This is a genomic window from Sphingobium phenoxybenzoativorans (assembly GCF_018286635.1).
GTDB lineage: Bacteria > Pseudomonadota > Alphaproteobacteria > Sphingomonadales > Sphingomonadaceae > Sphingobium > Sphingobium phenoxybenzoativorans.
In genome coordinates this window covers 4,660,331-4,673,411 of sequence record NZ_CP073910.1, presented here as the reverse complement: position 1 = coordinate 4,673,411, position 13,081 = coordinate 4,660,331, and the positions used below count along the sequence as shown (strand labels likewise).

Sequence of the window (13,081 nt, the reverse complement as noted above, 5' to 3'; positions counted from 1 at the left end):
AATATGGCTGGCTTCTTTGTGGGCGCCTATGAGCACCCGACGCGCCTGGCGACCGAGAAATCCGCGCCCATGCTGCATGCCGAAGTCGCGGCCGGCGCGCTTGCCGACGCCGGGCTGACCCTGGCGGATGTCGATGGATATTTCTGCGCCGGGGATTCGCCGGGCGTGGGGCCGCTGTCGATGGTGGAATATCTCGGCATCAATCCCCGCTACGTCGATTCCACCGATATTGGCGGCTCCTCTCCCGTGTTGCATGTCGCCAAGGCGGCGCAGGCGATCGAGATGGGCCTGTGCGATGTGGCGCTGGTGACGCTGGCGGGCCGTCCGCGCGCAGAGGGCGACCGGCCGGGCGGACAGGTGCAATTGACAACCTTTCCGGAAAATGAGTTTGAGCTTCCCTATGGTCCCTATCTCGCCGCCAGCTATGCGCTCGCGGCGCGGCGGCACATGCATGAATATGGCACCACGTCCGAACAGCTTGCCTGGATCAAGGTCGCGATATCGCAGCATGCGCAGCATAATCCCCATGCGCGGTTGCCCAAGCCGGTGACGGTAGAGGAAGTCCTGGCGTCGCCCATGGTGGCCGATCCGCTGCATCGGCTCGATTGCTGCGTCATCAGCGACGGCGGCGGCGCGGTCGTTCTGGCGCGAGAGGAGATCGCCCGCAGCCTGAAGCGTCCGCTCATCAAGCTGCGCGGCGCGGGCCATGCAATCGGCTATCAGCGCGGGTTTGAGATGGACATCACCCGCACGGCGGGCATCGCATCGGGGCAGGCGGCCTATGCGCAGGCGGGCCTGACCCCGGCGGATATTCAATATCTGTCGACCTATGACAGCTTCACCGTGACGGTTCTGTTCGCGATCGAGGATCTGGGTTTCTGCGCCAAGGGAGAGGGCGGGCGGTTCGTCGCCGACAACGGCCTGCTCTCTGGCGTCGGGCGCTTGCCGGTCAATACCGACGGCGGCGGACTGTGCAGCAATCACCCGGCCCATCGCGGCGGCATGACCAAGGTGATCGAAACGGTCCGCCAGTTGCGCGGTGAAGCGCATCCGGCGGTTCAGGTGCCGAATTGCGCGCTTGCGATGTCGCACGGCACCGGCGGAGTCCTTGGCCAGCGGCACGGCTGCGCGACGGCTATTTTGGAGCGAGTGGCATGACGGAATTTGCCGGCGATCCGAATTTCCCGGAAAATCGCGAATATTGGGAAGCGGTCGCGCAGGAGCGCCTGCTGATCAAGCGCTGCGTTTCGTGCGAGAAGCCCCATTATTATCCCCGCGCCTACTGCCCCTTCTGCGGCGGCGAAACCCAATGGGAGGAGTCGAAGGGGAAGGGCGAAATCTATTCCTACACGGTCGTCCGTGTCGGGGCCGAACCCTACTGCCCCGCCTATGTGACGCTGGATGAAGGACCCACCATGATCGCGGTCATGGTGGAATGCGATTTCGACCGGCTTGCAGTTGGCGACCGCGTGCGCGTCGTTTTCCGCCGGTCGGCGCGGGACGGCCGCATGCTGCCGATGTTCACGCCCAGCGCGGATTGATGCGCCGGCGGATGATCGCGCGGGAATGATCCTGCACGATCCCGACAAGGTAATGAAAAGGACCGGATGTGAAGACTGATAGTGAGCCGGTATATATATTGGGCGTGGGCATGGTCAGAGGATGGGCGGACGCTTCATCCAGCCTGACCGACCTGATCTTCGCCTCCGTATCCGCCGCGCTGGATGACAGCGGCGTGGACATCCAGGCGATAGACTCCGTGGTCCTTGCCGCGCACGATCTGGTGGACGGGCGCTCGCTTTCCAGCATGGTTACGGCGCCCGCCGCGGGCGCCTATCTGCGCGACGAAATACGCCTCGCGTCGGATGGGCTTTCGGCGCTCTCGCTCGCCAGCGCGCGGGTGGAGGCGGGCGAAACCGAATATTCGATCGTCGCCGCCTGGGGCCGCGAGAGCGAAGGCAATTATGCGCGGACGTCGCGCGCGGGTTTCGACCCTATTTTCGAGCAGGCGTTTGGCGCGGACGAGTTCACGCTTTCGGCGCTGCGCCTGTCCGCCTGGTCCGCGCGGCATGGCTGCCCGGACGATGCGCGAGAGGCGGCGGCTGCCGCGCGGCGGGACAGGGCGCGGAACAACCCCCGCGCTTCGGCGGAGGGCCGCCGTCCAATGCTTGCGACGCCGCTTGTCGCGGATGACGCGCCGCTGATGGCGGACATAGCCGTCGCGGCGATTATCGGCCGCAAGGCTGGACCCGTGCGGATCGCTGGCTTTGGCCATGGCACGGCGTCGCCGCTGATCGGCGCGCGCGATCTGGTGGGTGCGGATGCTCTGGCCGACGCGATCAGGCTGGCGACCGATCAGGCGGGATTTGGCGCGCGCGACGCGCAGGCGCTTTTTATCGACGGCGCGACGCTCAGCGATGAAGCGCTGGCGCTGGAGGTTCTGGGGCTGGCAGAGGCGGGGCAGGGCTATGCCGCCTATGCCGCGAACGCCGCGATCAATCCCGGCGGCGGCGGGGAAAGCGGCTGGTGCTATCCCACCTGCGGTCTCGTCAATGCGGTGGAGGCCTATCTGCAGCTCACTGGCCGGGCGGGGGCGTGCCAGCTTCCGGGCAAACCGTCCCGCGCGCTGGCGACGGGCCTTTCCGCAATGGGCGGCCAGGCGGCCTATGCAGCATTTCTGGAGGCGGCGTGATGAGCGGACGGGTTGCAATCGCTGGCGTGGGCCAGACCGTCTACAAGCGGCGTCATGAGGATGTGAACAGCGGGGAACTGGTCCGCCGCGCCGCCATGCAGGCGCTGGATGATGCAGGGCTTGGCATGGACGCGATCGGCCTTGTCATCGGTGGCGTCGCGCCTGACGCGCTGGCGGGTCTCAACCATATGGACCTTGGCGCGATCGCGCGGCCCGGCATTCCCTATTTCCGCGTCAACACCGGCGGGGCTACCGGATCGTCAGCGGTGCTGGCCGCCATATCCTGGATCGCGTCCGGCCGTTGCGACGCCGTGCTGGTGGTCGCGCTGGAAAGGATGGGCCATGCGTCCACATCGCAGAAGGTGTTCAACTCGATCTTCGATCCGATCTACGAGAAGGACATATCGGTGACGACGATCAGCATGGTCGCGATGCGCGCAACCATGCTGATGCAGGATCAGGGATATAATCAGCGCCACTGGGCCGAACTGACCGCGAAGAACGCCCGTGCTGCGCAGCATAATGACACCATAGACCGCAAGCGCGTGTTCACGGCGGACGAAGTGCTTGCTTCGCCCATCCTGGCATGGCCCATCCGTCAGTTGGAGGCGTGCCCGATGAGCGAGGGGGCGTGCGCGGTGGTGTTGACCGCGGAGCATCTGGCGCGGGACCGCAATGTCGCCTGGATTCACGGCGCGGCGGGATTGAGCGACACCTATGCGATGGGGGACCGCATTCACCGCGCGGAAGGGTCGCTGGTGGAATTGCATACGCTCGTCGAGTCGGCGCGCAAAGCCTATGCGCAGGCCGGCGTTACCCGCCCGTCCGAGCAGGTCGATTGCGTGGAGATCCATGCGCCTTTTTCCAGCGCGGAGGCTATGGCCTACACGGCGCTGGGGCTGGTCGGCGACGATAGCGGCCCGCAATTCGCCGACAGGCTGATCGATGGCAGCGAGCGTATCGTGGTCAACCCGTCGGGCGGGCCGCAGATGGTCAATCCCGTCAGTGCGGCCGCGCTGGTGCGGATCGTGGAATGCGCGCTGCAGGTGCGCGGCACCGCGGGAGCGCGCCAGCATGACGCCATCCGCCGCGCCGTGGCCACCGGACAGGGCGGCGCAACGCAATTCTCCACCTGTGTCGTGCTGGGCGCAGATCGCCCGTAAGCGGCGGCGCGGCATGACCGGACGGAAGGATCAATAGCGGAGAGGAGAAGGACTGTGGCCGGACGGCTTGAGGGCAAGGTGGCGATCCTGACGGGATCGGCCGGGACACTGGGCGCGGGAACAGCCAAGCTGCTGGCCGGCGAAGGCGCAAGGCTGGTCCTGAACGACATTGCGCCGCGCGTCTATGAACTGGCCGACGAAATCATGGCGGCCGGCGGCGAGGCGGTCGCGCATGTCGGCGACGTAGGCAAGGAAGATGACGTCGGCGCGATGGTGGCGCTCGCCATGGACCGTTACGGCCGTCTCGATGGCTTGTGGAACAATGCCGGACCGGTCAGCAATGATTTCGTATTCAAGGATTCGCACATCCTCGACATGTCGCTCGACTATTTTGTCGAGACGTTCAGGGGGCATGTGGGTGCAGCATTTCTCTGCAGCAAAACCGCCATTCCGGCCATGATCCGCTCCGGCAGCGGATCGATCGTCAACACCTCGTCCAGCGCGGCCTTTGCGGGCGATATTGTCCTGCATGCCTACAGCGTGGCGAAGATGGGCATGATCACCCTCGCGCAGAGCATCGCGACCGCTTACGGGCCAGACAATATCCGGTGCAACGCCGTGGCGCCGGGGCTGGTGCCGGGCCGGTCCAGCGGCGTCATGGCCGAGGCCGCGATCAAGGTGGTGCAGGATTCGCAGATGCTGGCGCGTGCGGGCGAGCCGATCGACATCGGCAATGCCGTGCTGTTCATGCTATCGGATGAATCCCGCTGGTTCACGGGGCAGGTGATGGCGGTCGATGGCGGCCTGACCGGCCATCAACCGACATTGGCCACCCGGCGCGGCATGTCCGGGGGCGGGATGCAGGAGGGCGGCTGAAGCCCTCCCGCGCGGTCAGCCCGCCATCATCATCGGCACCACGCGCCGTTCCGCGATGCGCCAGCCCTCCGGCGTCTTGCGGAACAGGTCGTGATATTCGGCCATGGCGGTGACGCCGGTCAGCTTGCCGACGCCGCCCTCCTGCGCTTCCCCCTGCAGGAAAGCGAGATAGGTGATGCCCGTTGCCTCATCGGGGCCGGTCTCGACGATGAGGGGCGGCTGGCAGAGATGGCGCGTCAATTGCGCGCGGTCGCGCTGGCTCATGAACGCCACCAGTTCCGCGCGGCTCGACAGGGTGGCGCCGGGGCGTTCGAACCGGCAATCCTCAGTGAAAAGTTCGCCGAGTTCCTCATAGCGATGATGGTCCACCAGAACGGCAAAGGCCGCCGTCAGCCGCGCGCAGGCGGCAAAGGTTTCGTCGGAGTTGGACATGACAATCCTCTCTGTCAGGCGAGCGCGGGTTGCCGTTTGGCCGCCGCTGGAGCCGCTTTCTTGTCGGCATTGCGGCTAAGCACCGTGCGCAGCGCGCCTTCGATTGCGGACGCCGGGTCCTTGACCATATTCAGCGACCGGTAGGCGACGAAATTGTCGGGACGGACCAGCACTGCGCCGTCCTCGCCAATCTCCTTCGATTCGTCCCAAAGGCCCGAAGCGTCGGCATAGTCGCATCCGACGCCGACCTGGATGGCCTTGATCTCTATGCCCAGGGTTGCTGACGCCTTTTCGGCGGCCTCCACCCATGCGCCGCCGCGCGCGCCGGTGATCAGGGAGAAGCGTTCTGTCGCCCCGGTCAGGTCGTGGCTGGAAATGCGCAGCGATCCCTTTTCGAACCATGCATGCGGCAGGCGATGGCCCGGACGCGTCGTGGGCGTGTAGGTATCGCCCATGGGGTCGATCGCCGGGGCCGGGGAGCCGTCCGGAACAATGGCGTTGCCCTCATACTGGCTGCCCAGTTCGACGCCCAGCGCGCCATATTCCGTGCGCTGCGTGCCCGCCACTTCCGCTGCGCGCGCGCGCAACATTTCGCCATAGGTGGTGTCGGACAGATAGTCCCGGATGGCCTGAACATTCGCTTCCTCCGGCGCGCCCGGCATCAGGCCCAGTCCCATTTCGACCATCAGGTGATTCTGGAAGGTGAACCATGACCATTCGGCATTGCGGGCGCAGGCGGGCAGGCGCTCAGCCTCATAGCTGTCCAGCAGTTCCTCGCCCGCTTCTCCCTTCAGGGTCGCGGCCAGCTTCCACCCCAGATTGTGCGCATCATGAATTGCGGTATTGAGGCCAAGACCGGAGGTCGGGATCACGCGGTGCGCGGCATCGCCCGCCAGAAATATGCGGCCTTCGCGGAACTTGGGCGTGACGGTCGCCTCCGCCCACCATTCATTGACCTTGTGCAGCGTGACGTCGAGGTCGGGCAGCCGCATGCTTTCGCGAATGGCCGGCACAATGTCTTTCGCCGTCAGGCGCTCGGTCTCATTGGGATGATAGGCGAAGCTGAATTGCCATTGGGGGCAATGCTTGCTCCACTGCGGACCTACGGGCACGAACACGCCCCAGCGGAAGCGGCTTTCGGGATGGATGATATGCGTGATCATCGCATCGCCCGGAATATAGTCGGAGATATCGGCGGTGATATGCGCCGACACCAGAACCGCCAGCTTTTCGCGTCCTTCGCGATGGATGTTGAGGGCGGGGCCAACGGCGCGGCCGCCGTCCGAGCCGATCATATATTTCGCCCGCACCTGATATGCCTTGCCGGCGGCATGGTCCTGGATCGTCGCGGTGACGCCTTCGGCATCCTGTTCGAACGCGACCATCTCATGCTGGAAGCGGACCGTGCGCGCGCCGCGTTCGTCGGCGATACGGCGCAATATCGGTTCGAGTCCGAGCTGCGGCAAATGCGTCGCCGGAACGGCCGCCGCGCGTTCGGAGGCGCGTCTACGCGGGCCGCCGCCAAAGGCGTCGAAACATAGCAGTTCGCGCTTGTCCAGTTCGCCATCGCCGCCAAGGCTGGTCACATAGCGGACGGTGCAGTTCGCCATCGGCATGCCCTTGTCGAACACTTCCGCGGCGATGCCGTGCTGACGGAATATCTCCATCGTGCGCTGGTTGTAATAATGCGCCTTCGGCAGGTCGGACGTTCCCTTGCGCATCTCAACCACGAGATTGTCGATGCCCAGACCAGACAGGACGATCGAGGAGGTCAAGCCACATGCCCCGCCACCCACCACGAGCACATCCACTTCCAGCAGTTCCATTCCAAATCTCTCCTAACCTCAGCATGCAAGACTCTCGTGCGGGGGTCAAAACCCGCCGATCCTCTAGGGTCTTATTGCCACGTTATGAGCAATTGATCAACACATGTGTTGACTGATATTATTTGCGTGCGCTATGAATCTGCATCGGCGGCTCTGGCGGTTGATTGCGCCGGATGCGCTGCGCTGATGGCGGGAAGCCCGCAAGAAGACGCCAAAGTCTATGCGAGAGAGGAAATATTATGAGCAATTTGGTTGCCGAGCGGAACGGCATATCCGGTCAGGGCCAGGAGCGGCGAATCGCGCCCACCCAGATCGCTCATTTCGTCGTCTACACCAGCCGCTTTCCGGAAATGGTCGCATTCTACAGAACGCTTTTCGACCTGCGCTCCTCGCATGAGGACGACAATGTCGCCTTCATGACCTATGACGAGGAGCATCACCGGATCGCGGTAGTCAACGTCCCCGACCTGGCCGATCGGCCGGAAGGGACGGTCGGTTTCCATCACGTCGCCTTCACCTATGCGACGCTGAAGGATTTGCTGGAAACCCATGCCCGTTTGGATGCGCTGGGCGTCAAGCCCTATTGGACCGTCAATCACGGGCCGACGACATCCATGTATTTCCGGGATCCGGATGGCAACCGGGTCGAAATGCAGGTCGATAATTTCGACACCGCCGAAGAAGGCATCGCCTATTGCCGCCTGCCGGAGTTTGCGGAAAATCCTATCGGCGTCGATATCGATCCCGCCGATATGCTGCAGCGTCTGCGCAATGGAGAAACCGAACAGGCGTTGAAGCGTCGTCCCAACATCGGCCCGCGCGGCATGGACGATTTCCCGCGCTGACGCGCGAACGACGACGGGAGAACAGCAGGCTTCGTTGCAGAGGAGAGGATATCTATGTCTATCGAGGCAATTGCCGAGGCATTTTTCAAGGCGATCGAACAGGGCGACGTCGATACGCTCAATCGCCTCTATGCCGATGATGCGGGCGTCTGGCACAATTTCGACGGCATAACCCAGACGAAGGCGGAAGGCGTTCAGACATTGGCGCAGTTCGCCGCTGTTGCCGACAGCCGCTATGAGCTTCAGCAACGCTATGTGGTTGGCGACACAGTGATCCAGCGCCACAATATTCACATCCGCATGAAAGCCACCGGCGCCAGCAAGGTCATTCCCGTGGCGGTCTTTCTGAAGTTCCGGGACGGCAAGGTCGCCCATATCTACGAATATCTCGATAGCGCGCATGTGGTCGCCGAAGCGTTTGAAGGCGTTGCGGACATGTCTGCTGCCTGAGTCCCCGATCAAGAGAGGAACCAAAGGTGCGGTTTAAGGACAAGGTTGCGCTGGTTACCGGCGCAGGCTCCGGGATTGGCGCGGCAACGGCGCGCCGTCTTGCGTCGGAGGGCGCGCATGTCGTGCTGCTCGATTTCAACGGCGATGGAGCTGCAGCCACGGCTGCGGCGATAGCGGCGGATGAAGGCATTGGCCGGACATCTATAGAGACTGCCGACGTGTCGGACTGGGATTCGGTATCCGGGGCATTCTCCCGCATTGCCGAAAAGCACCCCAAGCTCGATATTCTCGTCAATAATGCGGGCATGGGGCTGCTGGGCAAGGCGCCGGATGTGCCGATTGCGGATTGGGACCGCGTTCTGGGCGTCGTGCTCAATGGCGTATTCTATTGCACCAAGCTGGGCATACCCTTGCTGCGCGCGGCGGGTGGCGGCGCAATCGTCAATGTCGCATCGATTGCGGGCATGGCCGGGGAGTTTCACCTGCCGGCCTATTCGGCGGCGAAGGGCGGGGTGCTGAATTTCACACGGGCGGTCGCCATCGACCATATCAAAGAGGGCATTCGCGTGAACGCGGTGTGTCCGGGCATGGTCGATACGCCTGCGGCAAAGATGCTGAAGGACAATGCGCCATTATGGGGACGCATACAGGATTCCATCCCCTCCGGGCGACCGGCGCAGCCATCCGAAATCGCCGCCGTGATCGCCTTCCTCGCCAGTGACGACGCCAGCGCGATGGTCGGTTCGGCGGTGGTCGTGGACAATGGCATTACCGCCTGGACGGGCAGCCCGAACATTTTGGGCTAAACCTCTGTTGGCGGGAAAACTGATCAACGAAGTCGGCCGGCAAAGCAAAGAGAGGAACAAGATTTGATCAATGTGCGCGATGCAATGCGATCGGCCGCCCGTGCCAACCGGAATCGCCTTGCCGTTGTAAGTGGCGGGCGTAGCCTGACGTTCGGCGAGGCCTGGGATCGCGGCTGCCGTTTTGCGAATGCGATGATCGCGCTTGGCCTGAAACCGGGCGACCGGATCGCCGTGCTTGAGGATAATTGCATCGAATCCTCCGATTTCTTCCTGGGTACGGCCGCCGCCAATTTCGTGCGCGTGCCGCTCTACATGCGCAATTCAAGCGAATCTCACGCCAAGATGATCGCGCAGACGGGGTGCCGCGCCGTCGTCGTCGATGAGCAGCACAAGCATCAGGTGCAGGACCTTGTGTCGGTGGTGCCCAGCCTGGAGCATATTGTCGTGCGCGGGGCCGACTATGAGGACTGGCTGGCGTCGCATGATGCAACGGACCCGGACCCCGCTGTGGATTTGGACGATTATTATATCATCCGCCATTCGGCCGGGACGACCGGTTCGCCCAAGGGCATGGCGTTCACCCATCGCGCCTGGATGTTCACCGAGCGCGATTGGACATATCGCCTGCCGCCGATCGAACTGGGCGATGCGTGCACCCATGTTGCGCCGATTTCCCACGGATCAGGCTATCTGTTCGTGCCGATATGGCTGTCGGGCGGCTATAACATCCTGGAGCCGCGATTTGATGTTGAGCGTTTCGTCGGCCTGCTGTCCGAACATGGCGGCTATACATTCGCGGTGCCCACGATCGTCAGCGACATCGTGGCCCATGCAAAATCGCATGCCTTGCCGGATATGGCGAAGCTGAAAGCGATGGCGATCGCCGGTGCGCCCATGCGGGAACAGACCGCCCGGAATGCTTACGCATTGTTCGGCAATGCGCTGCACCAGTTTTTCGGCCAGACGGAGGCCGTGCCTGCGACCTGGATGACGGCGCGCGAATGGTTTGGCGAAGTGCCCGGCTCCGACCCGATGCGCTCTGTCGGGCGGATTATGCCGTTCGCCCGCGTGGAAATCCGCGATGATGACAATCGTCCGCTGCCGCTTGGAGAGACCGGAGAGATTGCGCTGCAGGTCGATGGGCAGATGGAGGGCATCTGGGGCGAACCGGAAATGACGGCCCAGCGGCTTGTCGACGGTTGGGTGCTCAGCGGCGACGTGGGGTATATTGACGAGAATAATTTTCTCTATCTGGTCGACCGCAAGGACGACATGATCATTTCCGGCGGCTTCAATATCTGGCCCGCCGAGCTGGAAATCGTCATCTCCGCGCATCCGGCGGTGCGCGAAGTGGCTGTTGTTGCCGCGCCGCATGAACGCTGGGGCGAAACGCCGGCCGCCATCGTCGTCCTGCACGAAGGGCAATCGCTGTCGGAGCAGGAAGTGATCGCTCTTTGCGCGGAAAAGCTTGGTGGATATAAAAAGCCGAGCGTCGTCCTGATCAAGCATGAGCTTCTCCCGCGCACGCCCGCAGGCAAGATTCCGCGCAAGCAATTGCGCGAAGGTTTCTGGGAAAAGGCGGCCGAACGCATCGGCGGCGCATAGGCGATAGCGGTCATGCAGATTGAAGGAATGGCTGCGGTCGTCACCGGCGCGGCCTCCGGTCTGGGCGCGGCGGTGGCCGAGATGCTTCTGGCTGGCGGCGCGCGCGTTGCGATGCTGGACATTAACGGGGATCAGGGAGACGCGCTTTCATCGCGGATGGGCGGCCTGTTCCTTCCCACCGATGTCACAGAAGAAAAGCAGATAATCGCCGCGCTGGACGCTGCGGAAGCCGCACACGGCCCGGCGCGGATACTCGTCAATTGTGCGGGCGTCGCCCCTGCGCTGAAAGCCGTGTCGCGTGACGGCGATCCCCTCTCTCTAGAGTCCTATCGCCGGGTCATCGACATTAATCTGATCGGCACTTTTTCCATGCTGTCGCACTTTGCCGCGCGGGCCATGGCTATAAGTGACGAGGATGCGGAACGTGCGGTGATCATCAATACCGCATCGATCGCCGCTTTCGACGGCCAGATCGGTCATGCGGCCTACTCCGCCTCCAAGGCAGGGATTGTCGGAATGACGCTTCCCCTGGCGCGCGAATTTGCGCGCGCGCGCATCAGGGTGATGACGGTCGCGCCCGGCCTGTTCGAAACGCCGATTCTGGCGGGCATCGCTGAGGCGGCTTCGGCCGCCGCGCGGCATGTCCAGCATCCGGCCCGGATGGGCGCGCCGGCGGAATTTGCCGCTCTGGTGCGGGAGATTATCGCCAATCCGATGTTGAACGGCGATTGCATCAGGATCGACGGCGCAGTCCGGCTGCCGCCGCGCTGACAGACGTTGTTTTGCCATGCGCTTGACTCTGCCGGAACATCATCATAGTCAATCAACACATGTGTTGATAATAGATATCGCCTGATATGAGAGGAGTTCCATGGTCGACGATATTCTTGATACGGGCGATCTCGACGATCTTCTGAGTGAGGAGGCGATCAACAGTCCCTTCACTTTTTACCGCCGTCTTCGCGAACGCAATCCCGTCTATTGGAACAAGCGTTGGAACGGCTGGATTGTCACCGGCTATGATGAAGTCACTGCTGGTTATCGCGATGCGCAGCGATTGTCGTCTGATCGTTTCTCCGGGCCTTTTGGCGCGGAGGTGCGGGAAGCGGGGGAAAATACGCGGTTGCTGGACTTCCTGTCGAAACTCTTTGTCTGGAAGGACCCGCCCTATCACACGCGCATGCGCAGCCTGGTGTTCAAGGCCTTCACGCCGCGCAGCGTCGAAATCCTGCGGGAGCGCGCGCGCGAACTTGTCCGTGATCTAGCGGAGCCGCTGCGTGGCAAGGAGCGGGTGAATTTCCTCACCGATTTTGCGTTCCACCTGCCCGTCATCGTCATCGCCGAATATCTCGGCGTGCCCAGCGATCAGCGCTATGAAGTGCGGGATTGGTCGGACGATCTGGCCGCCGTGATCTTCGTGCGCGGCGATGACAAGCAGCGGATGCAGCGCGCGGAAGCCTCGCTCGCCCGCGCGCGGGAATTCCTGACGCCCGTTCTGGCCGACCGCCGTCAAAATCCGCGGCAGGACCTGATCAGCGCGCTATTGTTCGCGGAGGAGGATGGCCGCCGCCTGACGGAGGAGGAGGTGATCGCCAACGTCATCCTGATGGTGTTCGCCGGACATGAAACGACGATGAACCTGATGTCGAACGGCATTGCGGCGTTCGACAAATTCCCGGACCAGTGGCAATTGCTGCGCCAGGACCATAGCCTTCTGCGGTCGGCGACGGAGGAATGCCTGCGCTTTGACGGTCCCATTCGTGGCCTTGGCCGTTGGGCGAAAGAGGATTTCGAGCTCGGCGGACAACAGATCAAGCGCATGGACCGGGTGTTCCTGATCCAGCATGCCGCCAATCGCGATCCGGCCGCGTTCGAGAATCCGGATGCGCTGGACATCACGCGCTGGCCCAACAAGCATGCCGCATTCGGGCAGGGTATCCATACCTGCCTCGGCGCGCCGCTCGCGCGGCTGGAGATGCAGGAGGCGCTGGCCTACCTCACCACCCAGTTCGAACGGATCGAGGTTGTTCAGGACAAACTGGAATATGGTCCGACGATGGTTTCGCGCAGCCTGAAGGGGCTGGACGTGAAATTCCACGAAGCCTGACATGGCCGACGATCCCTTACCCCGTGCGGAGATCGATCATGCGCTGTGCGTTGGCGTGGGCGAATGCATCCGGCTCGCGCCTCACGCCTTTCGCTATGACAAGCAGAGGCTGGGCATATTCAAGGGTAAGGGCAGCGGGTACAGCCTGCAGCAATTGGAGGATGCAGAGGCGTCCTGCCCCATGCAGGCCATAAAGCTGGTGCCTCCCGCCGCCGAATAGAATGGGTAGCCTGCACTGCTGAGAGTGATGGCCTTTATTTTGCGCCTTCTATGCAAATG

Annotated in this window: 14 protein-coding genes; 12 read left to right on the top strand and 2 right to left on the bottom strand. The window is 63.1% G+C overall.

Annotation, left to right across the window (positions count from 1 at the left end):
* The first annotated feature begins 3 nt into the window (after positions 1–3).
* The 5 genes from KFK14_RS23120 (at position 4) to KFK14_RS23100 (ending at position 4,731) form a co-directional block, all read left to right on the top strand.
* Entirely contained in the window at positions 4–1,158 is a 1,155-nt protein-coding gene (locus KFK14_RS23120) for a thiolase domain-containing protein (protein ID WP_212609306.1), read from the top strand.
* Positions 1,155–1,541: a Zn-ribbon domain-containing OB-fold protein gene (locus tag KFK14_RS23115; protein ID WP_212609305.1), complete on the top strand. Its 387-nt coding sequence runs from the start codon at positions 1,155–1,157 to the stop codon at positions 1,539–1,541. The genes KFK14_RS23120 and KFK14_RS23115 overlap by 4 nt, the downstream gene beginning before the upstream one ends.
* A gap of 68 nt (positions 1,542–1,609) precedes the next feature.
* Positions 1,610–2,692, top strand: a complete 1,083-nt coding sequence (locus KFK14_RS23110) for a thiolase C-terminal domain-containing protein (RefSeq protein ID WP_212609304.1) — start codon at positions 1,610–1,612, stop codon at positions 2,690–2,692.
* Positions 2,692–3,855 (top strand): thiolase family protein, encoded by a 1,164-nt coding sequence (locus tag KFK14_RS23105; RefSeq protein WP_212609303.1) that lies wholly within the window; start codon positions 2,692–2,694, stop codon positions 3,853–3,855. The genes KFK14_RS23110 and KFK14_RS23105 overlap by 1 nt, the downstream gene beginning before the upstream one ends.
* A gap of 54 nt (positions 3,856–3,909) precedes the next feature.
* Positions 3,910–4,731: an SDR family NAD(P)-dependent oxidoreductase gene (locus KFK14_RS23100; protein ID WP_212609302.1), complete on the top strand. Its 822-nt coding sequence runs from the start codon at positions 3,910–3,912 to the stop codon at positions 4,729–4,731.
* 15 nt (positions 4,732–4,746) lie between these two features.
* Here the strand turns inward: KFK14_RS23100 and KFK14_RS23095 are convergent, their stop codons facing one another.
* On the bottom strand, positions 4,747–5,163 hold the full coding sequence (locus KFK14_RS23095) for a nuclear transport factor 2 family protein (RefSeq protein WP_212609301.1): 417 nt from the start codon (positions 5,161–5,163) through the stop codon (positions 4,747–4,749).
* Positions 5,164–5,177: 14 nt separating this feature from the next.
* Complete coding sequence (locus KFK14_RS23090) at positions 5,178–6,989, bottom strand: FAD-dependent monooxygenase (protein WP_212609300.1); 1,812 nt, start codon at positions 6,987–6,989, stop codon at positions 5,178–5,180.
* A 239-nt stretch (positions 6,990–7,228) separates the two neighbouring features.
* On the opposite strand from KFK14_RS23090, the gene KFK14_RS23085 reads away from it, so the two are divergent.
* From KFK14_RS23085 to KFK14_RS23055, 7 genes are all read left to right on the top strand, one after another.
* On the top strand, positions 7,229–7,834 hold the full coding sequence (locus KFK14_RS23085; protein WP_212609299.1) for a VOC family protein: 606 nt from the start codon (positions 7,229–7,231) through the stop codon (positions 7,832–7,834).
* A gap of 54 nt (positions 7,835–7,888) precedes the next feature.
* Complete coding sequence (locus KFK14_RS23080; RefSeq protein WP_070157738.1) at positions 7,889–8,284, top strand: nuclear transport factor 2 family protein; 396 nt, start codon at positions 7,889–7,891, stop codon at positions 8,282–8,284.
* Positions 8,285–8,310: 26 nt separating this feature from the next.
* A complete protein-coding gene (gene budC / locus KFK14_RS23075; protein ID WP_212609298.1) occupies positions 8,311–9,090 on the top strand; it encodes a meso-2,3-butanediol dehydrogenase in 780 nt (259 codons plus the stop codon).
* Positions 9,091–9,162: 72 nt separating this feature from the next.
* On the top strand, positions 9,163–10,695 hold the full coding sequence (locus tag KFK14_RS23070; RefSeq protein WP_246525081.1) for a class I adenylate-forming enzyme family protein: 1,533 nt from the start codon (positions 9,163–9,165) through the stop codon (positions 10,693–10,695).
* 12 nt (positions 10,696–10,707) lie between these two features.
* A complete protein-coding gene (locus tag KFK14_RS23065) occupies positions 10,708–11,466 on the top strand; it encodes an SDR family NAD(P)-dependent oxidoreductase (protein WP_212609296.1) in 759 nt (252 codons plus the stop codon).
* A 100-nt stretch (positions 11,467–11,566) separates the two neighbouring features.
* Positions 11,567–12,802 (top strand): cytochrome P450, encoded by a 1,236-nt coding sequence (locus KFK14_RS23060; protein ID WP_212609295.1) that lies wholly within the window; start codon positions 11,567–11,569, stop codon positions 12,800–12,802.
* Between the two features lies 1 nt (position 12,803).
* Positions 12,804–13,022 carry a ferredoxin gene (locus tag KFK14_RS23055; RefSeq protein WP_070157734.1) on the top strand — a complete coding sequence of 73 codons (219 nt, stop codon included), beginning with the start codon at positions 12,804–12,806 and terminating at the stop codon, positions 13,020–13,022.
* Positions 13,023–13,081 lie beyond the last annotated feature (59 nt).

Bases quoted from the DNA above. Each gene is read 5' to 3' on its own strand.
- KFK14_RS23120 (WP_212609306.1), top strand. From the start codon at position 4: ATGGCTGGCTTCTTTGTGGGCGCCTATGAGCACCCGACGCGCCTGGCG.
- KFK14_RS23115 (WP_212609305.1), top strand. From the start codon at position 1,155: ATGACGGAATTTGCCGGCGATCCGAATTTCCCGGAAAATCGCGAATAT.
- KFK14_RS23105 (WP_212609303.1), top strand. From the start codon at position 2,692: ATGAGCGGACGGGTTGCAATCGCTGGCGTGGGCCAGACCGTCTACAAG.
- KFK14_RS23095 (WP_212609301.1), bottom strand. From the start codon at position 5,163: ATGTCCAACTCCGACGAAACCTTTGCCGCCTGCGCGCGGCTGACGGCG.
- KFK14_RS23090 (WP_212609300.1), bottom strand. From the start codon at position 6,989: ATGGAACTGCTGGAAGTGGATGTGCTCGTGGTGGGTGGCGGGGCATGT.
- KFK14_RS23085 (WP_212609299.1), top strand. From the start codon at position 7,229: ATGAGCAATTTGGTTGCCGAGCGGAACGGCATATCCGGTCAGGGCCAG.
- KFK14_RS23080 (WP_070157738.1), top strand. From the start codon at position 7,889: ATGTCTATCGAGGCAATTGCCGAGGCATTTTTCAAGGCGATCGAACAG.
- KFK14_RS23065 (WP_212609296.1), top strand. From the start codon at position 10,708: ATGCAGATTGAAGGAATGGCTGCGGTCGTCACCGGCGCGGCCTCCGGT.
- KFK14_RS23060 (WP_212609295.1), top strand. From the start codon at position 11,567: ATGGTCGACGATATTCTTGATACGGGCGATCTCGACGATCTTCTGAGT.
- KFK14_RS23055 (WP_070157734.1), top strand. From the start codon at position 12,804: ATGGCCGACGATCCCTTACCCCGTGCGGAGATCGATCATGCGCTGTGC.